Below are 22,424 nucleotides of genomic sequence, written 5' to 3' on the forward strand. Positions count from 1 at the left end.
ATGATCGCCATGAGCGCCGCCCCGCAGGAAGATGCTTTGAGCCTTGCCGAAACGCAGCCGGTGGGTAATGTCGGCCGCATGAAGATTCTCATCATCGAAGATGATCTCGAAGCCGCGGTCTACCTCACGAAAGCCTTTCGCGAGGCGGGCATCGTCGCCGATCACGCCAGCGACGGCGAGAGCGGTCTGTTCATGGGGTCGGAAAATACCTATGACGTCATCGTCATCGACCGCATGCTGCCACGCCGCGACGGGCTCTCCGTCATCAGTGAGTTGCGCCGCAAGGCCATCCATACGCCGGTCCTCATCCTCTCCGCGCTGGGCCAGGTTGATGACCGCGTGACCGGCCTTCGTGCCGGCGGTGACGATTACCTGCCGAAGCCTTATGCCTTCAGCGAGTTGCTGGCGCGCGTCGAGGTGCTCGGCCGCCGCAAAGGCACGCCGGATCAGGACGTCGTCTATCGCGTCGGCGATCTCGAACTCGATCGGCTCTCCCACGAGGTGCGCCGCAGCGGCAAGGAGATCCCGCTGCAGCCGCGCGAATTCCGCCTGCTCGAATATCTGATGAAGAATGCCGGCCAGGTGGTGACCCGCACCATGCTGCTCGAAAACGTCTGGGACTACCACTTCGACCCGCAGACCAACGTCATCGACGTCCATGTCTCGCGCTTGCGCTCGAAGATCGAGAAGGACTACAGCCAGCCGCTGCTGAAGACCATTCGCGGCGCGGGGTACATGATCAAGGATGAGGGATGAGCCGTTTCAAGGTTCTCTTCAAGTCCACCGCAGTCCGCCTTTCGGCACTCTACATCCTGCTTTTCGCCATCTGCGCCGCGACGCTCGTCTTCTATGTGACGGCGATGTCGGAACGGCTGCTGACGGGCCAGATCCGCGACGCCGTCAGGCAGGAGGTGGAGCAGGTGCAGCGCGCCTTTGACACCGGCGGCATGAACCTTCTGCTGCGCACGATGGAGCGGCGTGCCCGCCAGCCGGGCGCCAATCTCTACATTATCGCCGGTCCCTCGGGCGATATTCTCGCCGGCAACGTCGCCTCGGTGCAGCCGGGTGTCTTCGAGGAGATCGGCTGGACCTCCGCGCCCTTCATCTATCAGCGTTATACCGACAGTGGCGTCGAGCGCCGCCACAGGGCGATCGCCAATATCTTCGTGCTCGACAACGGCCTGCGAATATTAATCGGCCGCGACCTCGGCGACCCCGAGCGTTTCCGTCTGCTGGTACGCCAGGCGCTGATGGTAGCCTTGGCGATCATGGGGCTTGGCGCCATCATCATCTGGTTCGCCATCGGCCGCAACGCGCTGAAACGCATCGACCGCATGTCGGATGCCAGCAAGAAGATCATGGCCGGCGATCTGTCGCAGCGCCTGCCGGTGGGCGGATCGGGCGATGAATTCGACCGGTTGTCGATGTCTTTGAATACCATGCTGGAGCGCATCGAGAAGCTGAACGAGGGCCTGCGGCAAGTCTCCGACAACATCGCCCACGATCTCAAGACGCCGCTGACGCGGCTGCGCAACAAGGCGGCCGATGCGCTCGATATCGCCGATGGCGAGACGCGGCGCACCGCGCTCGAAGGCATCATCTCCGAATCGGACCAACTGATCCGCACCTTCAACGCGTTGTTGATGATCTCCCGCGTCGAGGCAGGATCGGTCGCGGCCGAGATGTCGCCGGTGGAGCTTTCGACCATCGTCTCCGATAGCGCCGAGCTTTACGAACCGGCGGCGGAGGAGGCCGGGCTCGGCCTCAGCTTTAGCATCGAGCCTGATGTCGAGGTGCAGGGCAATCGCGAGCTGATCGGCCAGGCAATCTTCAACCTGCTCGACAATGCCATCAAATATTCCTCTAACACGGAAGGAGCGGGCAAGGTGTCACTGAAGCTTGCCCGCCGCCCGGATGGCATCTGCCTTTCGGTCGCCGACCATGGGCCGGGCGTTCCGGCCGACAGGCGCGACGACGTGGTGAAGCGCTTCGTCCGCCTCGATGAAAGCCGGTCGAAGCCCGGGACAGGGCTCGGGCTTTCGCTGGTGGAGGCCGTGATGGAACTGCACAACGGCCGGTTGGAACTCTCCGATACCGATCCTGACAAGCCCGAACAGCGCGGATTGACCGTCAGCATGATCTTCCCGGCCAAGGCTGCCTGATGACTCGATGCCGATGATCGGCTGAATCGCGTATTGGCGGTTTTCCGCCAAGACCCTAGTTTAATGCCGGTCAGGGAGGCGTTCCCGCGATTCTGCGTGGTCGTTTCCCTAGGCGCTAAAGCAGGGAGAGTGCATGCTGACGAAATCGACGCATGGCCTGAAGGATGTCGCCGAAGGGCTGCTGCGTCCGCTGAACCAGACGGAGTTGAAGCTGGCACTGGCCGACCTTCAGGAGGCCGGCAAGAGCGAGCCGTCGGTGGCTGCGATGCTGAAGACGGAGAGCCCGCTTCGCGATTTCATCGCGGCCGTTCTGACGCTGTCGCCTTATTTGCGCGAAATCGTCAATCTCGATCCCGCCATCCTCGCTGGCGCCGTCACTGAACCGCTGGAACCGCAGATCGAGGCGCTGGTCGCCGAGGCGCGGCGCTGCTGGCAAAGGGACGGCGAGGGGGCGGCGCCTTCGGAATCCGTGGTGATGAGCAGGCTGCGCATCATCAAGCGCAAGGTGGCCTTCCTCGTCGCACTCGCAGATCTCGCACGCATCTTCGACGGGCGGGCGACGACGGCCTGGCTGAGCGAGCTTGCCGAAGCTTCGGTTGCCGCCGCGATCGACCATCTGCTGCTGGCGGCGCATGAGGGTGGAAAGCTGCGGCTGCGGGATCTGGCAGCACCGAGCGACGGCTCAGGGCTGATCGTGCTCGGCATGGGCAAACTCGGCGCGTCGGAACTCAACTATTCCTCCGATATCGACCTCGTCGTCTTCTTTGACGAACAGGCGGGCATCGTGCCTGACCCGGATGACGCGATCGAGGTCTTCCCGAGGATGATGCGCCGGCTGGTGCGCATCCTGCAGGAGCGGACAGCGGACGGCTACGTCTTCCGCACCGATCTCAGATTGCGCCCCGATCCCGGTTCGACGCCGCTGGCGATCCCGGTCGATGCGGCGATGATCTATTACGAGGGCAGGGGGCAGAACTGGGAGCGGGCGGCCTTCATCAAGGCGCGCGCCGTTGCCGGCGACCTTGCGGCGGGCGGCGATTTCCTGCGCGGGCTCGCCCCTTTCGTCTTCCGCAAATATCTCGATTACGCGGCGATTGCCGATATCCATTCGATCAAGCGGCAGATCCACGCGCATAAGGGCCACGGTGCGATCGCGGTCAAGGGCCATAACGTCAAGCTCGGCCGCGGCGGCATTCGGGAGATCGAATTCTTCGTCCAGACCCAGCAGCTGATCGCCGGCGGTCGCATGCCGGCATTGCGCGGTCGGGCGACGGAGGAGACGCTCGGTGAACTCACCAAGGCGAAATGGATCGACGCGGAAACCCGTGACGAACTGACGGAGGCCTACTGGTTCCTGCGCGATGTCGAGCATCGCATCCAGATGGTGCGCGACGAGCAGACCCACCTGCTGCCGGAAACCGATGCCGACCTGAAGCGCATCGCCTTCATGATGGGCTTCTCCGACACGCCGAGCTTCTCCGAACGGCTGGTCGGCGTGCTGAAGACGGTCGAGCGGCGTTATGCCCACCTCTTCGAACAGGAGAGCAGGCTTTCCACCGATACCGGAAACCTCGTCTTCACCGGCCAGGGTGACGATCCGGACACGCTGGAGACCTTGAAGAAACTCGGCTTCAACAGGCCGTCCGACATTTCCCGCATCATCCGCACCTGGCACTATGGCCGCTACCGCGCCACGCAATCGGTCGAGGCGCGTGAAAGGCTGACGGAGCTGGCGCCGGAGCTCCTGCGGGTCTTCGGCGAAAGCAAGCGCGCCGACGAGGCGCTGCTGCGCTTCGACAGCTTCATCTCCGGTCTTCCCTCCGGCATCCAGCTCTTCTCGCTGCTCGGCAGCAACCCGGCGCTGCTGTCGCTGATCGTCAACATCATGTCCTCAGCACCCCGGCTTGCCGAGGTGATCGCCGCCAAGCCGCATGTCTTCGATGGCATGCTCGATCCCGGGCTGATGGCAGAGCTGCCGACCCGTGATTATCTCGGCGAACGGCTGAAGGGCTCGCTTGCCCAGGCCCGCCATTATGAAGAGGTGCTCGACCGGCTGCGGATCTTCGCCGCCGAGCAGCGCTTCCTGATCGGCATCCGCCTGCTCACCGGCGCGATCAACGGCCAGATGGCGGCGCGCGCCTTCACCCATCTCGCCGACCTCGTCATCGCAGCGGCACTCGATGCCGTGATCGGCGAGATGCGGGCCGCGCACGGCGACTATCCCGGTGGGCGCATCGCAGTCGCCGGCATGGGCAAGCTCGGCAGCTTCGAGCTGACGGCCGGTTCCGACATCGATCTGATCCTGCTCTATGACTATGATGACACGGCCTCCGAATCCGAGGGGCCGAAGCCGCTCGACGCGACCCGTTACTTCACCCGCATCACCCAGAGGCTGATGGCCGCCTTGTCGGCGCCGACCGCCGAAGGTGTGCTCTATGAAGTCGACATGCGGCTGCGCCCATCCGGCAACAAGGGGCCGGTCGCCACCCGTATCAATGCCTTCGGCAAGTATCAGCGCGAAGAGGCATGGACCTGGGAGCATATGGCGCTCAGCCGCGCCCGGCTGATCTGCGGTAATGAGAGCCTGATCGCCGAAGCGGAACTGATCGTCCGGGAGGTGCTGTCGACCGATCGCGACATTGCCAAGGTGGCGCATGACGTTGCCGAGATGCGCGAACTGATCGACAAGGAAAAGCCGCCGGGCGGTCCATGGGACCTGAAGCAGATCCCCGGCGGCGTCATCGATCTCGAATTCATCGCCCAGTACCTGGCGCTGATCGCTCCGTCCAAATGTGTCGGCACGCCCGTGAACGGGCTTAGCACTGGCGAGGCCTTGAAGGCCCTTGGCGACCGGCTGATGGCGCCGGCAGATCTCGATACCTGCCTTGAGGCCTTTGCGCTCTATACCGGTCTTTCGCAGTTGATCCGCCTCTGCATTGACGGCCTATTCGATCCCAGGGACGCGCCATCAGGCCTCGTTGAACTCGTCTACCGCGCCGGCGATTGCCCTGATATCAAGACGCTGGAGGGGGAGGTGAAGCGGCTGGCAAAAGCGGTCAGGAAGATATTCCTGAGCATCGTGAAGGCCTGACAGCTCTCGTCGCGGAAATATGCAGAGATTGTCCGCGCCGCAATCGCCTGACTGACCGACTTCTCCTATGTTGCCGTTTCAATCGCGGGGAATGGAAAATGAAAACCTTCAATTTAGCACTGGCGCCTGAAAGACTCTGGCAGGCCATCAATCCGTGGACATTTTATCAGCAGGGATCACAGATCGGCTTCGTCAACATTGATCTTGGATCGACTCCGGCGCCCGAAACAGAACAAACGATTCTGGACGAGGTGGGGAGCTATGGTCGGCAGATCGGCCGCATTGGCGATGCGCTTGAGGTGCTGCTGAAACATGTTCCGTTGGAGAACCTTTCACAAGAGGAACAAGACGTCTTGGTCGTACTCAAAGGCCAGCTTGCCGAGATTCGCCAGATAAAGGAAAGGCAGGGGCGAAAGCAGTCCCAGGATCGCTCGGAAAATCGATGAACGATTTGAAAAGCCAGTTGCTAGACGTCGTCCGGAATCCGCAGCGAGATCACCGTACCCACGGCCTCGCGTGAGCGGATCTTCATGCGACCGCCATGCAGTGAGGTCAGCGAGCGGGAAATGGCGAGGCCGAGGCCGGAGCCGCCTTTGCTCTTGGCATACTGGTTCTGCACCTGTTCGAAGGGCTGGCCGATCTTCGCAAGCGCCGAGCGTGGAATGCCGATGCCGGTATCGGCGATGGTGACGACGACGAAGCCGTCGACGCGGCGCGTACGCACCGCGATGCGGCCGCCGCTATTGGTGAACTTCACCGCATTGGAGAGCAGGTTGAGCAGCACCTGTTTCATCGCCCGGCGGTCGGCCGTCAGCGTCAAGCCGGAGCAGATGCGCTGTTCGATGACGATGTTCTTTTCAGCCGCCGGAATGGCGGTGAAACGCAGGCTTTCCTCGATCAGAGGCACAAGATCGATGCGCTCGCAATGCAGTCTGACGTGGCCGGCCTCGATCTTCGACATGTCGAGAATATCGTTGATGACGTTGAGGAGATGTTTGCCGCTGTCATGGATATCGCGGGCATATTCGTCGTATTTCAGCGAGCCGAGCGGCCCGAACATCTGGTTCTGCAGGATTTCCGAGAAGCCGAGGATAGCGTTGAGCGGCGTGCGCAGTTCATGCGACATGTTGGCGAGGAATTCCGATTTCGCCTTGTTGGCGGCTTCGGCGCGTTCCTTCTCCGCCTGATAGTTGGCGTTGGCCGTCGAGAGCTCGGCTTTCTGGCTCTCCAGCGTCTGGCGCGAAGCGGAAAGATCGCCGATCGTTGCCATCAGCCGGCGTTCGGATTCGCGCAGCCGTTCCTGATGGCGTTTCATCAGCGTGATGTCGGTTCCGACGGAGACCCTGCCACCGTCGCGGGTGCGCCGCTCGTTGATCTGCAGCCAGCGCTCGTCGGCAAGCTGTACCTCCGTCGTCCGGGAATAGCCGGAGCCGTCGGCATCGGAAATCCGCCGCTCGATGACCGGACGGGCGGCGGCGGCATTGACGGTCGAGCGCTCAGTGCCGGGCACAAGCACGCTGTCCGGCAGGCCATAGGCCTGCTGGAAATGCGTGTTGCACATGACGAGGCGATCGTTCTTGTCCCAGAGCACGAAGGCTTCCGAGGTGCATTCGATGGCGTCGGCCAGGCGCTGGTCGGCTTCTGCGTAGCGCTGGGCGAGCCGATGCTGTTCAGTCACGTCCATGGCGATGCCGATCAGGTGCATGCGGCCGGAATTGCTGCGGATCACCTGGGCGCGGGCCCGCATCCAGACATAGTGGCCGCCGGCATGGCGCATGCGGAAGATCTGATCGACCTGGCCGGAAGCGCCCTTGCCGATGGCGCGCGCGATCTCGTAGAGCCCGCCGTCATCGGGATGCATCAGCCGGGCGGCTTCGCCGAAGCCCATCGTCTTGTCGGAGCCCGGCAGGCCGAGCATGTCGTACATCGAGCGCGACCAGAAGAATTCGCGGTTCTCGAAATCGAAATCCCAGAGCCCACAGCGGCCGCGCGACAGCGCCGTCTCGACGCGCAGGTTCGATTCCAGGAAGATGTCGTCGGCATCGCGGGCGCGCTTCACCTGCGTGTAATAGGCATAGAGGATGACGAGCAGGATCGAGGAGATGCCGGCAAACAGCGTGACGTTGAGCGCCAGCTCCTCGCGCCAGAGCCGGCCGATCTCGTCGAGCGAGGTGGCGGCGACGACATAACCGCCGGCATTGCCCACCAGCGTGATCTCGGCATAGTGCGGCACGCCGCCGATCGTCGTTTCGATGACGCCGGCGCGATCGCCGAAGCGCCGGATCGCCGAGACTTCGGGGAAGAAATCACCGACATTGCTGCCCACATGCGAAAGCCCGGCGGTGGTCGCGGCAAAAACCTTGCCGCTTGCCTGCACGAGCAGCACGAAGGCGCCGCTGTCGAGCCGGTCCTGCGGCAGGAATTTGGCGAGGCGGGCCTGCGCCTCGGTCATATCGCCGTTGTCGAATATGTCGGCCGCATCGGCAAACACGGCAGAGGCGGTCGCCGCCGAAAGGGCGGTGGCATGGCGCGCCGAGGCCTCCAGGCGCCCGTACTCGCTCATCATGCCGAAGAAATGCGAGGCGGCGACGACGAAGAGGAAGGCGACGATCAGCGCCGGAATGGCTCGCTTCAAGACCAGCTCGGCCTTCGGCAGATAACGGAGAAGTGGTTCCGATCTCGCATGACCGGAAAGGCTGTCGCGCCAGGCTTTCAGCCCGTCAAAATCGACACGCAGCCGTCCTTCGGCCACGGTTGCCCGCCGCACGTCCATCATCTCTTCGCCTTGTCCCTCGTGTGATTCGCGCGCCGCTCGCTCGAACCTGACCTAGAGAATCATGGGTGATTCGCCTTGTCCAGAGGCAAAGGTAAAAATCCGTTAACTATTTATAATTTCGGGTTTTTCCAGGTGATTCGACGTGCTGGGCGACCGGCCGCCGAATTTTTCGGGACGGCCGGTCGAAGCAAATCACCCTTTAAGTGTGCGCTCGACGATATCGCGCACGTCGGTCGAAAGAGCGGCGGCCCGCTCGATCTCGATGAGGGCCGAGCGGGCGTGATCGGCACGCGTCGGTTCCAGCGAGCGCCAGGAGCGCATCGAGGTGAGGATGCGGGCGGCAAGCTGCGGGTTGCGCTGGTCGATATCGAGAATCTGCTCGGCGAGGAAACGATAGCCTTCGCCGTCGGCGCGGCCGAATCCGGTCGGATTGGCAAAGGCGAAGGTGCCGACCAGTGCCCGCATCCGGTTGGGATTGGTCCGCTTGAAGAGCGGATCGTCCATCAGGCCGCGGACACGGCCCAGGGTCTTTGCACCCGGAATGCCGGCCTGGATCGCTAACCATTTGTCGATGACGAGCGCATTTTCCGCGAAGCGGTCACGGAAGGTGGCGAGCGCCTCGCGCGTCTCGGCGCTTTCGGGGAAACGATGGGCGAGGATCGTCAGCGCATGGCTGAGATCGGTCATGTTGTTGGCCGCATCGAAGGCGGACTTGGCGCGCGCCGGCGTCTGTTCGGCATGTGAGAGATAGGTGAGGGCGGTATTGCGCAGCGCGCGCAGGCCGGCGCTCTTCGCATCCGGGCTGAAATCGCCTGATGCCGTCATCGCCTGGTAGAGGCCGGTAAAGACGTCCTTTCCAGTATCGGCGATCTGTTTCAGGATCGCCTGCCGGCCGGCATGGATGGCATCGGGATCGTTGTTGCCGCCGAGTTCGCGGGCGATATCGGATTCGCTCGGCAGAGCCAGTGCCTGGGCACGGAAGGCAGGCTCGAGGCTCTCGTCGGCGGCGGCCGCGATCAGCGTCTCGACGAAGGTCGCCTCGCTGACAACAGGCTTGCCCTCGCGGGCGTCACGAGCCGCTTTCAGGAGGTTCGGCAGCGCCAGATCGGTCAGCGCCTGCCAGCGGGCGAAATGATCGGTCTCATGGCGCGCGAGGCGGGCGAGATCGGCTGGGCTCTGATCGAAATGCAGGTTGATCGGCGCCGAGAAGCTGCGGTTGATCGAAACGACCGGCCGCGTGCCAATGCCATGGAACACGGCCGTCTGTGTGCGGCCAGTGAGATGCAGCACCTCGCCGGTATATTCCGCGCCGTCGACCGAAGTCGGTTCGATCTTGCCGCCGTTTTCGCCAAACAGCGCGAGGCTGAGCGGAATATGCATCGGCTCCTTGCTCGGCTGGCCGGGCGTTGCCGGGATCATCTGTTCGAGCGACAGGGTGAAGCTGCCGGCTGCCGCATCATAGCTGCCCGATGCGGTGACGAGCGGAGTGCCGGCCTGATGGTACCAGAGCGAGAATTGGCTGAGGTCGCGCCCGCTTGCATCTTCGAAGCATTTGACGAAATCCTCGATCGTCACGGCCTGGCCGTCGTGGCGGTCGAAATAGAGGTCCATGCCTTTCTTGAAGCCGTCCTTACCGAGCAGCGTCGCGATCATGCGCGTAACTTCGCTGCCCTTTTCGTAGACGGTCGTCGTGTAGAAATTATTGATCTCGCGATATTTCGTCGGCCGCACCGGGTGAGCGAGCGGGCCGCCATCTTCGGGGAACTGCTCCGATTTCAGGTGGCGCACTTCGGCGATGCGCTTGACGGCGCGCGAGCGCTGGTCGGACGAGAATTCGTGGTCGCGATAGACCGTCAGACCTTCCTTGAGGCACAGCTGGAACCAGTCGCGGCAGGTGATGCGGTTGCCGGTCCAGTTGTGGAAATATTCATGCGCGATGATCGCCTCGATATTGGCATAGTCGGCATCGGTCGCGATCTCGGGATCGGCAAGGACGTATTTGTCGTTGAAGACGTTGAGGCCCTTGTTCTCCATCGCGCCCATGTTGAAATCCGAGACGGCGACGATCATGAAGATATCGAGGTCGTATTCGCGGCCGAACCTCTCTTCGTCCCACTTCATCGAGCGTTTCAGCGCGTCCATGGCATAGGCTGCGCGCGGCTCCTTGCCGTGCTCGACATAGATCTTCAGCACCACCTCGCGGCCGGACATCGTCGTGAACGTGTCTTCGACGACGCCGAGATCGCCGGCGACGAGCGCGAAGAGATAGCTCGGCTTCGGATGCGGATCGAACCAGGCGGCGAAATGTTTGCCGGGGCCGTAGCCGGCGCCGCCGAGGAAGTTGCCGTTCGACAAAAGCAGCGGGTTGGCGTCCTTGTCGGCGATGATGTTGACCGTGAACGGCGCAAGCACGTCAGGCCGATCGGGGAAATAGGTGATGCGGCGGAACCCCTCCGCCTCGCACTGCGTGCAGTAGATGCCGCCGGTGCGGTAAAGGCCCATCAGCTTGGTATTGGCCTCAGGATTGATGATGGTGGTAATCGTCAGTTCGAAGGGCGCGCTCTCCGGCAGGTCGCGCACCGTCAGGCCTTCCGGTGTTGCGTCGTAACGCGAAGGGTCCAGCTCCACCTGGTCAAACAGCAGCCCCGACAACGTCAGTTCGTCGCCGTCGAGAACGATCGGCGCTGTCGGATCGGCGCCCGGGCGACGATGAAAGATCAGACGCGCCTCGACCTTTGTCTCCGTCGGGTCGAGTTCGAAAGTGAGGTCCACGCGTTCCAGCACGAAGTCGGTGGGACGGTAATCTGCCAGATGAATGACCTGGCCGGTATCTGTTCGCATGGTGTTTCCTGAAGACCGTTATTGGACAACCGCGGAATACAGAGGCGGGCGCACTCTGCCATAAATTTTGCCGGGCATGATTACATTAAAGTCTGAACTAAACTTAAAGCAAATTGCCCGCGAACGCCAAGTTCGCGGGCAAAATATCTTATTGGCAACGGATGAACACGGCCACAAGGAGATGGACACTACTTCAGATTGAGTGCCGCCTTGATCGTCGCGTCGTTTTCCGTCTGTTGCACGACGACGCCGTACCAGCCGAGCCCGTCGTAATCCTCGTAGCCGAGGGTGCGCGCGAAGGCGACGATAGAGCCGTTATTGTCGTAGTAGCTGCCTTTCGCCTGACTGGACGGGTTGGCGAGCGCGAAATGGGAAAAGAGCAAGGTGGGATTGGTGGTGGCGATGACCCGGCTCTTGCCGTCGAGCAGCATGACAGTCGTTCTTTCCGCCAACTGCGGCGGCAGGTTGGCCTCCTTCTCGACGATCGCCTGGCCCTGGTTCTGCCAGTCGAAATAGACGCCGAGGGTGCCGATCAGCCGCCCATCGAGCTTGCCCTCTTCGCGGATGCCTGTGGCATAAACGAGCGCATGCCTGTTGTCGTGCAGCGGGCTCGCTTTGACATCGTCGACGATATACGCGTCGCCGGAGGAGCAGGCCGACGCCGCCCGGAACCACGGATCGCCGGCAAGGCTCGTGCCTGCGATCTTGCGCTGGAACTTGGGATTGGCGGATGCGATCACCTTGCCCGAGAGATCGGTCATAACGAGATCGAGATAGACGGTGTAGAAGCGGTTGATGGCGCCGAGACGCTCCGCCGCAAAGGCTACGGTTTCCCGGCCCGGTTCCTGCAGTGCCTGCCAGAGTGCCGGGTCCGTCGCCCACCAGCGCACATCGGCCGTGCGTTCGAAAAGGTTGCGGACGATGAGCTGCACCAGTGTCTGCGCCAGATCGGTAAGGCGAACGCCCTCCATCTCCTCGACCAGCGAATCCGCCATGGCGCGGCTGAGGCCGATGCGGCCAAGCACGTTGCTCTCGAACCTGCCGGTAATGTCGGTTGCGATCTGCGCCAGCCGCTGCACCTCGTTGGCAACGACAGCGAAGCCCTTTCCGGTCTCGCCGGCTCTGGCTGCCTCGATCAGCGCATTGATCGCCAGCAGCTTAATCTGCTTGACGATATTGGTGTTGTCGGCGCTGAAGCGCTCGAGATCGGTGCTGATGCCGTCCGTGACGACGCGCATGGACCGCGGTGTCGCATTCTGCGACTGGGCAATGGTTTCGGCGCTAAGCGGCTTCATCAAAAGGATCCTGGAAGGAGCGGGCAATTGTTTGTGTGGTGAAGAAAATTTCGAGATCAGCGATAAAAAACGATGCTTGCCTATGGTTTTCAATTGGTTAACGGCTGGCCCCGCGAGATGAACATTTTCGGGGTGAATCGCTGAAAACGAGAAATTTCAGAGCGGTGGCGCATAAGCAGCACGGTTGAGCCTGCCGCTGACGGCGTTTCTGTGATTCTCTGATGTTGCTTGCGGTTTTTTCGCCAATCGGTTTTTTCTTTCGCTACGATGGGAGACGTCACCCGCTGCGTTCCCGAGTCGAACGCGTCCCCCCGTTCCGCTTGAGCAGTATTAAGAGCCAGGATCATGCACTCGGTTCTCAGAAACCCGATGAGAGGCATTGCGCTGAAAGTCTCGTCGGTCGTGGTCTTCCTGGCCATGCAGACCTTCATCAAGCTGGCCGGCTCAGACATCCCGCCCGGTCAGGTCACCTTCTGCAGGTCGTTCTTCGCGCTCTTCCCGATCATGGCCTATCTCGCCTATAACAGGCAGCTGCGCGCCGCCTTCTACACGGCCAACCCAATCGGTCACCTGAAGCGCGGCACGATCGGCATCTTGTCGATGGCTTTCGGTTTCTATGGCCTGCTGCATCTGCCGCTGCCGGAGGCGATCGCGCTCGGCTACGCGTTGCCGCTCGTCGCCGTCATCTTCGCTGCCGTTTTTCTCGGCGAGACCGTGCGCATCTATCGCTGGAGCGCCGTCCTGGTCGGCATCGTCGGCGTCGCCATCGTTTCCTGGCCGAAACTCACGCTGTTTCGCGACGGCGGCATGGAAGCAGAACAGGCCGTCGGCGCACTCTGCGTGCTGCTCTCGGCCGTTCTCGGCGGCATGGCGATGATCCAGGTGCGCCGCCTCGTCGAGGAAGAGAAGACGGCGACGATCGTGCTGTATTTCTCGATCACCGCCTCGGTCTTCTCGCTGGCTTCTGTTCCCTTCGGCTGGCTCATCCTGCCATGGCCGACAGCGCTCTGTCTGATCGCCGCCGGTTTTTGCGGCGGCGTCGCGCAGATCCTGCTGACGGAAAGTTACCGCCATGCCGACGTCTCCACCATCGCGCCGTTCGAATATACGTCGATCCTGCTCGGCGGTATCGTCGCCTATTTTGTCTTCGGCGACGTGCCGAGCGTTACCATGCTGATTGGCACCGTCATCGTCATCGCCGCCGGCATCTTCATCATCTTTCGCGAGCATCAGTTGGGCATCGAGCAGAGAGAGGCGCGCAAGGCCACGACGCCGCAAGCCTGACGCGGCAAGCGTATGATATAGAAGGTTTTAACGCGGCGATTGCGGTGGGTTGAAACTTGCGCTCACAGGGTGAAAAGAATGGTGAATTCTTGGGATACCGCCGGCCTGTGGAATATGATTGTTGAACATGAGAGAGTATCATTTATTCCAAGCTGTGCATGTCTGAATGGCCGCTGATGCCGGAGGGGCTCTGGGTGTCGTTGCTCCGAACGCTGGCCGGCGAGCGGAGGTGGAGAAAAGCATAATGGCATTCACAGCGGAGCAGTTGGTGGGGAACTCTTCCTTTCTGATGAGCATTCGCTTTTTGGCTGGGCAGATGCGCGGCATGTTTGATGCTGGTCCGCGGTTGGCGCGACTGCTCGCGTCGCATCAGCGCTGGCTTCTGACCCAGACTGCCTATGCCCTCCACCTGGAATATGATCCGCGCGACCCGACGTCGGGTTTCACCGCCGTGCGGCTGACCCGGCGCATCACCGCGCACAAGGTGGCGAGCCGCAACACCGTGCTCGCCTTCATCGAGGAACTCTATACCTACCGCTTCATAACTCACACGCCCGGCGACGAGCGGCGGCGGCCACGTCATTTCGAACCGGCCGACGTCAGCCATCAGGGGATGTTTGCCTGGATTTTCTCCAATCTCGGCGCCCTCGACCTGCTCGACGGCGGTCAAAGGGCAGTGTTTTTTCAGGCAAATCCATCACTGATGCGGCTCATTCAGCCGCGCATTGCCCGCCATTGCCTCGAAGATGCCGCCTGGCGCGAACCGCCGGAGCAGGTGGCGCTGTTCCTCTGGACGGAAGCCGGCGGCCTCGTCGTCGACAACTTCATCGCCCGGATGGATTTGGAAAGCAGCGAGCCGGGGAGGCTGTCTGTCGGCCGTGTCGAAACCCGTGCGCTCGCTGCCGATTTCATGATGTCGCGCACCCATCTGCAGCGGCTGCTGGCAAAAGCGGCGCAACGCGGCTGCGTCGGCTGGTATGACGAGCCGCGCAAGACGCACCTATGGATATCGCGGGATTTCGTCGAGGAATATTGCGCTTGGCAGGCGGTCAAGTTCGCCTATGTCGACGAAGCCTTCGAATGGGCGAAGGCCCAGATCGACGAGATGGCCATCTGATTAGAGCAATTCCAGTAAAAGTGCGCAGTGGTTTTGCGTCCGGAATGCGCGAAAACAAGGAGATAGAGCATTTCCGTGACTCGGAAAAACGGAATTGCTCTAGAGAACGATCGCCGCTGTACCTGCGCCATTGCGCGTTCCGGCATCGGCCGGCTTGACCGAAAGCTCGCGCTCATATTCCCGCGCGGCGCAGACGGCAACGCGGATATGCTCGAATGTTTCGATGTTGCGCAGAAGCGATATCAGGATCGTCGACATGTTGGGGTACTCTTGAGACGAAGGGCAGGCGAAGCGCCTACAGCGCTGCGCGTCTTTTAAGACGCGCAAAGGACGCTGCGACACGTTGAATTCCTGCTCAATATTGCTGGAAGTCCGAAAAAATGGCGTTCGGGCGCGCCGTGCGGCTGTTGATGCCGGTGCCGCGGGCAATCATCTGTTCGTTCGTGGCAAAGCCGAAACGGCTGTAGCCTTGAGTGGAACGAACCTGGTCGCCGGCGAGGCGAAGGGTTTCAAACCCGCTATGGATAGGACGAAAACGCTTGTTCATGGCCTTGGTTCCTGTGATTCCTCCCAAGACACAGCTGATATTGCGATGCAACATAGATTCCGCAATGCATCACGGCGGGATGCAGCCATGCGAAAATCGCATAGATTGATTCACAAATTATTCAACTTTGGCTAATTTCTAAGCAAAGAGAGGGACTTAAGCTTCGCTTGAAAGGCGAGCAGGTCATTCCAGGCCAGCCGCTTGTTTACAGGTGCGGTTAAGAGATCCTGCGGATGCAGGCTGGCTATGGCAGGAATGACACAGTCCGCAACGCCAATCTCTTTCCAATGGCCGCGCAGGCCGTGAATCGTATCGCTTTCGCCGAAGAAGAAGCGCGCCGAAAAATTGCCCAGCAGCAGGATCGCCTTGGGTTCGGCAAGCGCGATCTGCCGCTCGATGAAGGGGCGGCAGATGTCCATTTCCGCCGCCGAGGGCGCACGATTGCCAGGTGGTCGCCAGGGGATGACCTGCGTCAACAGAACGGCTGAGCGCGTCAGCCCGATCGCCGTCAGCATCTTGTCGAACAGCTGGCCGGATTTTCCCGAGAAGGGCACACCCTCGCGATCGTCTTCGGCGCTCGGCGCCGAGCCGATCACCATGATCCCGCTTTCGGCATTGCCGCTGGCAAAGATGGTCGAGCGGGCACTGTGCTTGAGGTTGCAGCCGTTGAAAGATTCGATCGCGGTCTTGAGCTCACTGAGCGATCGCGCGGTTTCGGCGACGAAGCGCGCCTGCTGCACCGCCTCGCCATCCGGGATCGCCGGTTGCGGGCTGGAAGATGCACGTTCGGCAGGCGCCGGGCGTGCCGCTGTATTCGGACGCGGCGGTACCTGGCCTGGGGCAGGGCGTTCCCCAGCGGCAGGACGTTGCGGCTGCGCCTGTGCCGCCGCCGGGCGGCGGGCGGCCTTCATCGCCTCGAACTCGGCGAAACGGTCGATAGCCTCTTCCTCCAGCAGCCATTCCACGCCGGCATCCGCATGGAAATGCAGAAGCGCTGCAAGCTCGGCGGGGGAGAGGTCGTTGGCGGAGATCATGCGGCAAGCTTAGCGGAGTGACAGGGGCATTGAAAGGGTCGGCGGCAGATTGCCCGCCCTTGTCTGCTCTATTGCACAGTCCATTGCGCGATGTCCTCGCGTTCGCCGATCAGCGCCAGGCCGTGGGCGATCGACAACAGCTCGCCGCCGCTTTCGATCCGGTCGCGCTCGAAGCGTTCGGTGAAGATGCGGCGCACCGCCGGCACGAAGGAGGTGCCGCCGGTGAGGAACACCTTATCGATCTCCGCAGGCTTCGTCTCGGTCTTGTCGAGCACGTCGTCCAGCGCGCCTTCGATGCGGGCGAGATCATCGGCGATCCAGCCTTCGAAATCGCTACGCTTGATGCTGCGATGTCCACCGCGACCAAGCGGCGCGAAATCGAAAGGCGCCTCCTCCGAGGCCGAGAGAGCCATCTTCGTCGCTGACACGGCCTGATAGAGCGGGTAGCCCTCGTCATGGTCGATGAGGTCGATGAAGATTTCGAGCTTTTCCGGTTCCAGGCTGGTGCGTACCAGCTTCTTCAGATCCTCGAATTCGCGCGTCGTCTTGAAGATCGACAGCTGGTTCCAGCGGCCGAAACTGGAATAGTAGTTGGACGGCACTTCGAGAATCTTGTCGAAGCTCTTGAAATGGCTGCCTTTGCCGATCAGCGGTGCGACGATGTTGTCGATCATCCTGTAGTCGAAGTGATCGCCGGCGACGCCGACGCCGGAATGGCCGATCGGTGTTGCCGTCAGCTTGCCGGCAACGGTCTTGAAGCGGATCAGCGAATAGTCGGTCGTGCCGCCACCGAAATCGGCAACCAGTACGGTGGCATCCTGCTTCAGGTTCTGCGCGAAGTAGAAGGCAGCGGCGACCGGCTCATAGACATAGTGGATCTCGGGAAAACCGAAGCGCGATAGCGCCTCATTGTATCGTTCGGTCGCCAACGCCGGATCGGGGCTGGCGCCGGCAAAATGCACCGGCCGGCCGGTGACGATACGGCTGACATCGGAAGGCCAGTGGTCGCCGGCATAGTTGCGCAGGCGCCGGACGAAGATCTCCATCAGATCTTCGAAATTATGCCGTTTTGCGAAGATCAGCGTGCCCTGGAACAGCGCGCTCGCCGCAAAGGTCTTGATCGACTGCAGGAAGCGGCATTCGCCGGGATTGTCGATGAATTGGCGGATCGCCGCATGGCCCGCCTCCACCTTCAGCGCCGAAGCGCCGAGCTGGGCATCCTTCATGAAGGAAAGCGCCGTGCGCATGCTGTCGGCCGTACCCTCCGTGCTCGTAAACGCCATCGAGCGCGTCGCCCCGCCATCCGCCATGGCGAGAACCGTATTCGTCGTGCCGAAGTCGAAACCCAGCGCCTGAGCCATGCCCGCACCTCTTCATGCCGATTGTTATTGGAGACGGAGCATCGCTCCGCGAAAGGGCGTCAGGACGCCCGGATTCAGGAGGGCGGGTGATGCCACAGAGGCGTGACACATTCAAGAGGAGCGGAAGTTGATGTGATCGCGGGCGCACTTCTTCTCCCGGTTGGAAGAAGAAGTGCGCCGCAAGGGTCAATCGGCAATGCCGAACTCAGAGGGCCGTCATCACTCGGCGGCCATTGCCCTTGCCTCCTGCACCTCCGGCTCCTCGACCTTCTTGTGGCCGATCAGTCGGCCGAGGAAGCTTCCGAAGCGGTCCATCTCGACGAAAATGACCGGGGTGATGAAGAGCGTCAGCATCTGCGAGACGATCAGGCCGCCGACGACGGCGATGCCGAGCGGCTGGCGCAGTTCGGAACTTGCGCCGGTGCCGAGCGCGATCGGCAGGGCGCCGAGCAGGGCGCAGAAGGTCGTCATCATGATCGGTCGGAAGCGTCGCACGCAGGCCTCGTGGATCGCCACCGTCGCCTTTTCGCCAGTCGTGCGCATGGTCTCCACCGCCACGTCGATCATCATGATCGCGTTCTTCTTGACGATGCCGATCAGCATCAGCAGGCCGATAAGGGCGATGATCGACAGGTCGAAACCCATGATATCAAGCGCCAGCAGCGCACCGAATGCCGCGGCCGGCAGACCGGACAGAATGGTGAGCGGGTGGATGAAGCTCTCGTAGAGTACGCCGAGCACGACATAGATGGTCAGCACCGCCGCCAGGATGAGGTATGGCGTATTGCCCTGAGACTGCTCGAAAATCTCAGCTGTACCGCCATAGGAGGTGAAAACGTCGGCCGGCATGCTCATTTCCGTCTTGATCTGGTCGATTGCCGCCGTCGCGTCGCTGAGCGAGACGCCTTCCGGCAGGTTGAAGGAAACGGTGGTCGAGACGAGCTGGCCCGTCTGGTTGATTGTTACAGGGCCGACCGTGCGCTCGACATGCGCGAAGTTTGAAAGCGGCACCAGGCTGCCATTGGCCGAGGCGACACGGATTTCCGAGAGCTTCTGGTCGTCCCAGGGCTTGCTGGTGTCGTATTCGACGATGACGTCGTAGCTGTCGCCGGTAGACTGGATTTCCGCCGCTGCATATCCGCTGAAGGATTCCTGCAGCGTCGTGCGCAGCGTATCATTGTCGATCCCGTAGGCGGCTGCCCGCTCGGTATCGATGACGATGTTGGCCTGCAGGGCGTTGTTCTGGGCATCCGAGGTCACGTCGGTGAACAGCCGGTCCTTACGCATCGCCGCCTGGATCTTGCCGGCCCACAGGTTGGTCTGATCAGCACTCAGCGCCTGCACCACCAGCTGATATTGGCTGGCCGTCTGGCGACCGCCGAAGCGCAGGCTCTGGTTCGGTGTCACGAACGCCTGCAGGCCGGGGATCTTGTTGATCGCCGTGCGCAGCTCGCGCAGCGTCTGGTCAAGCGGCGCACGCTCCGTCTTGTCTTTGAGTTCGACGAACATCGAGCCGTTGTTCTGCGGTTTGTTGGGGTTGCCGCCGATCGTCGACATCACATGGTTGACCGCCGGGTTCGCCTTGACGACGGCTGCCGCCTGCTGCTGCAGCGCCGCCATGGCCGAATAGGAAATGTCCTGCCGGGCCTGCGTGCTGATCGTCAGGCGGCCGATATCCTCCTGTGGGAAGAAGCTTGTCGGCAGCGTCATGAAGAAATAGATCGTCAGTGCCACCGAGGCGAGGAAAACGCCGAGGATCGTGGGGCGGTGGCGAAGGCACCAGCCGACAGCCCTGTCATAGCCGCGCAGCGTCCGTTCGAAGCCGGCATCGAAGATGCGGATCATGAGCGGCGGGCGGCTCTGGTGGTTGGACAGACGCGAGGCGAGCATCGGCGTCACGGTCAGCGAGACGATTGCCGAAGAGATGATCGCAATCGCAACCACCATGCCGAATTCGTTGAACACGCGGCCGACAACGCCGCCCATCAGCAGGATCGGGATGAAGACCGCGATCAACGAAACCGACATGGAAATGATGGTGTAGCTGACTTCGCCCGCACCCTTGATCGCCGCTTCCCGCACCGGCATGCCATCCTCGACATGGCGCAGGATGTTCTCGAGCATGACGATGGCGTCATCGACCACGAGCCCCACCGCGAGCGTTAGCCCGAGCAGCGAGATGTTGTCGATACTGTAGCCGAGCACATACATCATGCCGAAGGTCGAGATCAGCGACAGCGGAACGGCAAGCCCGGGAATGATCGTTGCTGTCGCATGGCCGGTAAAGAGGTAGATGACGAGAACGACGAGGCCGATTGTTAGGAGCAGCGTGAACTTCACGTCGGAGATGGCATCGCGAATCGGCTTTGCGGCGTCATTCATGACGACCGTGTTGACGGAAGGCGGGATTTCGGCGTGAAGCTGCGGCAGCTTGGCGTTGATCGCATCGACGACATCGACCGTGTTGGCATCCGGCTGGCGCTGGATGGCGAGGATGATGCCGCGTTGGCCGTCATACCAGCTGCCGGTATATTGGTTCTCAACACTGTCTTGCACATCGGCAATATCGCCGAGGTGGATCGGCGCGCCGTTCGGATTGGCAATGACGAGCGAACGGAATTGTTCGGCGCTGGTGCGCTGCGTGTTCGCCGTGATGGTCATGCTCTGCGAATTGTTCTGCAGCGTTCCCACAGGCTGCTGGCTGTTGGCGGCAGCAAGCGCCTTGTTCACGGTGTCGATGCCGATGCCGCGGGTCAAAAGCTTGTTGGGATCGACCTCGACGCGCACGGCATAGGTCTGCGCACCGTAGACGCTGACCTGGGCAACGCCGGGAAGCGTCGAAAGCGACGGCGAGATGATGTTCTCGGCGATGTCGTCAAGCTTGCTGCGCGGCATGGTGTTGCTCTGCACCGAGAGCAGCATGACAGGCGCATCGGCCGGGTTCGTCTTGCGATAACTGGGCGGCGTCGTCAGATTGTCGGGCAGTTGCCGGGTGGCATGCGAAATCGCGGCCTGCACGTCGGCTGCGGCCGCATCGATATTACGACTGAGGTCGAACTGCAGCACGATGCTGGTGCTGCCGAGCGAACTGGAGGCGCTGATTTCGGTGATCCCGGGAATGGTCTCGAACTGCTTGATCAGCGGCGTCGAAACCGAGGTCGCCATCGTCTGCGGCGAGGCACCGCTCAACTGCGCCGAAACGTTGATGGTGGGAAAGTCGACCTGCGGTAGCGCTGCGACGGGTACGAGCTGATAACCGGCAAGACCGGCCAGAATGACGCCGATCGCAAGCAGCGTCGTCGCGACGGGGCGCTGGATACAGAAATTCGGGATCATTGCTGAGCTCCCACCGCGATCGTCTCGGATGGCTGCTGTTGCCGAGGCTCTTCGGCGGAGGCGACATCAAGCGTCTTTTCATCGAACTGCTCGTTGATCGCCTGCTGGTCGCTGAGCTGGCCCTGGCCCTCGACGACGACGTGATCGCCTGCCTCAAGGCCCGATTCTATGGCGGTGAAGCCGCCGTTCGCGCGGGCAACGGTGACGGCCGTCAGATGCGATTTGCCGTCCTTGGCGACGAAGGCGAAGAAACCCTCCGGACCAGGGCTGACGGCAACCGTCGGCACCACCACCTGCTGTTCGTCATTGTTGAAATGCACGACGATGTTGACCGACTGGCCGGGCCAGAGAGCGCCGGAGGCATTCTCGAATTTCGCCTTGGCGAGGATCGTGCCCGAGGCCGTATCGACCGTGTTGTCGTAGAAGCTGATTTCGCCCTTTCGCACTTGCCCCTTGGTGGAATTGGGGGCGGTGCTGACCTCGACCGGACCGGCTGCCAAGGCGCTCTTCAGCTCCCTGAGATAGCGTTCCTGCAGGTGGAATTTCACGTAGATCGGATCGTATTTCGCAATAGTGACGATTGCCGCGCCGGCACTGAGGAAAGCGCCCTTGCTGACAGCGATATCGCCGAGCCGGCCGTCGAAGGGAGCGCGGATATCGGTGTGCTCGAGCAAGATCTGATCGGAAGCCAGCGACGCCTTGTCGGCGTCGACCGTGGCTGCAGCGGTATCACGGGCGGCGACCGCCTGGTCGAGGCTCTGCTGGGTGCCGGCCTTCTGATCGAAGAGATCCTGTGCACGCGTTAATGCGGTCTCGGCTTCCGAAAGGGTTGCCGTGTCGCGCACGACCATCGCATTGTCCTTGTCGACGGTCGCCTTGGCCGTCCGGTCGTCCAGCTTGGCGATCAGGTCACCGGCTTTGACGGTCGCCCCATCCTGCGCATTGATGCTGACGATCAGGCCCTGTTCCTGTGCGGCAACGGTCGTATTGTCATCGGCATCGGCCCAGCCGGACGCCGTCACATCCATCGGTAGCGTCGTCTTCACGGCCGCGACTGTTTTGACGACGGTCGGGCCGCCGCCACCGCGTCTGCGCCCGCCGCCCTGATGTTGCCCGCCATCTTGCCCCTGATCTGCCTGTGCCTGCTGCCCGCCGCCATTGCCGGTTTCCGGCTGCTTGATGAACTGCGAGAGGTAGGGAATGCGAGAGGCATAAGGGACCCGATTCCCGAATTGCCAGACGCCGACGGCGGCAACGGCGATAACGCTGATGGTGATCCAAAATTTCTTCATGGGCGATACCGGTCTTTGGGCAAGGTTGCGGGGGCAAGGTTGCGAATTTATGCCCCGATTGAGCCACTTATATTGCGGCGCAAAAAAGACATAATTCCCGGGTCGTGATCACTAAGTGGTTATAACGGCTTAAATTTTTGTAATGAATATTCCGTAATATTCAAACTAGACTAATATAGTCCCAGTGTAACCCGACGCCGTTTGACGGCGGAGGGCAGGCGGCTCGCGACAAGACCATGTCGATCCGTGCGCCGTCATTTGCCCCCGCGAAGAACGCGGAAAAAACCA

At 61.7% G+C, this 22,424-nt stretch carries 16 protein-coding genes; 6 read left to right on the plus strand and 10 right to left on the minus strand.

The window, feature by feature from the left end; genetic code table 11:
• The 4 genes from U5G49_RS05430 to U5G49_RS05445 all read left to right on the plus strand — a co-directional run bounded on the left by U5G49_RS05430 (position 1) and on the right by U5G49_RS05445 (position 5,699).
• On the plus strand, positions 1-756 hold the full coding sequence (locus U5G49_RS05430) for a response regulator transcription factor (protein WP_018241315.1): 756 nt from the start codon (positions 1-3) through the stop codon (positions 754-756).
• A complete protein-coding gene (locus tag U5G49_RS05435; protein WP_028733903.1) occupies positions 753-2,162 on the plus strand; it encodes a sensor histidine kinase in 1,410 nt (469 codons plus the stop codon). Before U5G49_RS05430 ends, U5G49_RS05435 begins: the two co-directional genes overlap by 4 nt.
• 133 nt (positions 2,163-2,295) lie before the next feature.
• A complete protein-coding gene (locus U5G49_RS05440; protein ID WP_193444745.1) occupies positions 2,296-5,253 on the plus strand; it encodes a bifunctional [glutamine synthetase] adenylyltransferase/[glutamine synthetase]-adenylyl-L-tyrosine phosphorylase in 2,958 nt (985 codons plus the stop codon).
• 98 nt (positions 5,254-5,351) lie between these two features.
• Positions 5,352-5,699 (plus strand): hypothetical protein, encoded by a 348-nt coding sequence (locus tag U5G49_RS05445; protein WP_193444744.1) that lies wholly within the window; start codon positions 5,352-5,354, stop codon positions 5,697-5,699.
• A 20-nt stretch (positions 5,700-5,719) separates the two neighbouring features.
• On the opposite strand, the gene U5G49_RS05450 is transcribed toward U5G49_RS05445, so the two are convergent.
• The 4 genes from U5G49_RS05450 to U5G49_RS05465 all read right to left on the minus strand — a co-directional run bounded on the left by U5G49_RS05450 (position 5,720) and on the right by U5G49_RS05465 (position 12,512).
• Complete coding sequence (locus tag U5G49_RS05450; protein ID WP_130759520.1) at positions 5,720-8,029, minus strand: PAS domain-containing sensor histidine kinase; 2,310 nt, start codon at positions 8,027-8,029, stop codon at positions 5,720-5,722.
• Positions 8,030-8,221: 192 nt separating this feature from the next.
• A complete protein-coding gene (pepN, locus tag U5G49_RS05455) occupies positions 8,222-10,870 on the minus strand; it encodes an aminopeptidase N (RefSeq protein ID WP_193444743.1) in 2,649 nt (882 codons plus the stop codon).
• A gap of 188 nt (positions 10,871-11,058) precedes the next feature.
• Complete coding sequence (locus tag U5G49_RS05460; protein ID WP_193444742.1) at positions 11,059-12,165, minus strand: methyl-accepting chemotaxis protein; 1,107 nt, start codon at positions 12,163-12,165, stop codon at positions 11,059-11,061.
• An 89-nt stretch (positions 12,166-12,254) separates the two neighbouring features.
• Complete coding sequence (locus U5G49_RS05465; RefSeq protein WP_193444741.1) at positions 12,255-12,512, minus strand: hypothetical protein; 258 nt, start codon at positions 12,510-12,512, stop codon at positions 12,255-12,257.
• Between U5G49_RS05465 and U5G49_RS05470 the strand changes: the two genes are divergently transcribed.
• Entirely contained in the window at positions 12,511-13,449 is a 939-nt protein-coding gene (locus U5G49_RS05470; RefSeq protein ID WP_018241322.1) for a DMT family transporter, read from the plus strand. The two genes, U5G49_RS05465 and U5G49_RS05470, sit on opposite strands and share 2 nt — an antisense overlap.
• Before the next feature lie 244 nt (positions 13,450-13,693).
• The gene (locus U5G49_RS05475; protein WP_193444740.1) at positions 13,694-14,566 is read left to right on the plus strand and encodes a hypothetical protein; all 873 of its coding nucleotides are present in this window, start codon (positions 13,694-13,696) and stop codon (positions 14,564-14,566) included.
• A gap of 99 nt (positions 14,567-14,665) precedes the next feature.
• Here U5G49_RS05475 and U5G49_RS05480 read toward each other — a convergent pair whose 3' ends face one another.
• From U5G49_RS05480 to U5G49_RS05505, 6 genes are all read right to left on the minus strand, one after another.
• Positions 14,666-14,824 carry a hypothetical protein gene (locus U5G49_RS05480; RefSeq protein ID WP_017990856.1) on the minus strand — a complete coding sequence of 53 codons (159 nt, stop codon included), beginning with the start codon at positions 14,822-14,824 and terminating at the stop codon, positions 14,666-14,668.
• A 97-nt stretch (positions 14,825-14,921) separates the two neighbouring features.
• Positions 14,922-15,113, minus strand: coding sequence for a hypothetical protein (locus U5G49_RS05485; protein WP_003546802.1), 192 nt, complete (start codon positions 15,111-15,113; stop codon positions 14,922-14,924).
• 131 nt (positions 15,114-15,244) lie between these two features.
• Positions 15,245-16,147 carry a uracil-DNA glycosylase gene (locus tag U5G49_RS05490; protein WP_193444739.1) on the minus strand — a complete coding sequence of 301 codons (903 nt, stop codon included), beginning with the start codon at positions 16,145-16,147 and terminating at the stop codon, positions 15,245-15,247.
• Between the two features lie 68 nt (positions 16,148-16,215).
• Positions 16,216-17,508 carry an Hsp70 family protein gene (locus U5G49_RS05495; protein ID WP_193444738.1) on the minus strand — a complete coding sequence of 431 codons (1,293 nt, stop codon included), beginning with the start codon at positions 17,506-17,508 and terminating at the stop codon, positions 16,216-16,218.
• A gap of 219 nt (positions 17,509-17,727) precedes the next feature.
• The gene (locus tag U5G49_RS05500) at positions 17,728-20,844 is read right to left on the minus strand and encodes an efflux RND transporter permease subunit (RefSeq protein WP_018241326.1); all 3,117 of its coding nucleotides are present in this window, start codon (positions 20,842-20,844) and stop codon (positions 17,728-17,730) included.
• Entirely contained in the window at positions 20,841-22,136 is a 1,296-nt protein-coding gene (locus U5G49_RS05505) for an efflux RND transporter periplasmic adaptor subunit (protein ID WP_193444737.1), read from the minus strand. Before U5G49_RS05505 ends, U5G49_RS05500 begins: the two co-directional genes overlap by 4 nt.
• Positions 22,137-22,424 lie beyond the last annotated feature (288 nt).

The organism is Rhizobium indigoferae, assembly GCF_034554815.1.
GTDB classification, from domain to species: Bacteria; Pseudomonadota; Alphaproteobacteria; order Rhizobiales; family Rhizobiaceae; genus Rhizobium; species Rhizobium leguminosarum.

What these genes read in the sequence shown, in the direction of transcription:
- U5G49_RS05430 (WP_018241315.1), top strand. Translation starts at nt 1, where the DNA reads ATGATCGCCATGAGCGCCGCCCCGCAGGAAGATGCTTTGAGCCTTGCC.
- U5G49_RS05435 (WP_028733903.1), top strand. Translation starts at nt 753, where the DNA reads ATGAGCCGTTTCAAGGTTCTCTTCAAGTCCACCGCAGTCCGCCTTTCG.
- U5G49_RS05440 (WP_193444745.1), top strand. Translation starts at nt 2,296, where the DNA reads ATGCTGACGAAATCGACGCATGGCCTGAAGGATGTCGCCGAAGGGCTG.
- U5G49_RS05445 (WP_193444744.1), top strand. Translation starts at nt 5,352, where the DNA reads ATGAAAACCTTCAATTTAGCACTGGCGCCTGAAAGACTCTGGCAGGCC.
- U5G49_RS05450 (WP_130759520.1), bottom strand. Translation starts at nt 8,029, where the DNA reads ATGATGGACGTGCGGCGGGCAACCGTGGCCGAAGGACGGCTGCGTGTC.
- pepN (WP_193444743.1), bottom strand. Translation starts at nt 10,870, where the DNA reads ATGCGAACAGATACCGGCCAGGTCATTCATCTGGCAGATTACCGTCCC.
- U5G49_RS05460 (WP_193444742.1), bottom strand. Translation starts at nt 12,165, where the DNA reads ATGAAGCCGCTTAGCGCCGAAACCATTGCCCAGTCGCAGAATGCGACA.
- U5G49_RS05470 (WP_018241322.1), top strand. Translation starts at nt 12,511, where the DNA reads ATGCACTCGGTTCTCAGAAACCCGATGAGAGGCATTGCGCTGAAAGTC.
- U5G49_RS05465 (WP_193444741.1), bottom strand. Translation starts at nt 12,512, where the DNA reads ATGATCCTGGCTCTTAATACTGCTCAAGCGGAACGGGGGGACGCGTTC.
- U5G49_RS05475 (WP_193444740.1), top strand. Translation starts at nt 13,694, where the DNA reads ATGGCATTCACAGCGGAGCAGTTGGTGGGGAACTCTTCCTTTCTGATG.
- U5G49_RS05480 (WP_017990856.1), bottom strand. Translation starts at nt 14,824, where the DNA reads ATGTCGACGATCCTGATATCGCTTCTGCGCAACATCGAAACATTCGAG.
- U5G49_RS05485 (WP_003546802.1), bottom strand. Translation starts at nt 15,113, where the DNA reads ATGAACAAGCGTTTTCGTCCTATCCATAGCGGGTTTGAAACCCTTCGC.
- U5G49_RS05490 (WP_193444739.1), bottom strand. Translation starts at nt 16,147, where the DNA reads ATGATCTCCGCCAACGACCTCTCCCCCGCCGAGCTTGCAGCGCTTCTG.
- U5G49_RS05495 (WP_193444738.1), bottom strand. Translation starts at nt 17,508, where the DNA reads ATGGCTCAGGCGCTGGGTTTCGACTTCGGCACGACGAATACGGTTCTC.
- U5G49_RS05500 (WP_018241326.1), bottom strand. Translation starts at nt 20,844, where the DNA reads ATGATCCCGAATTTCTGTATCCAGCGCCCCGTCGCGACGACGCTGCTT.
- U5G49_RS05505 (WP_193444737.1), bottom strand. Translation starts at nt 22,136, where the DNA reads ATGAAGAAATTTTGGATCACCATCAGCGTTATCGCCGTTGCCGCCGTC.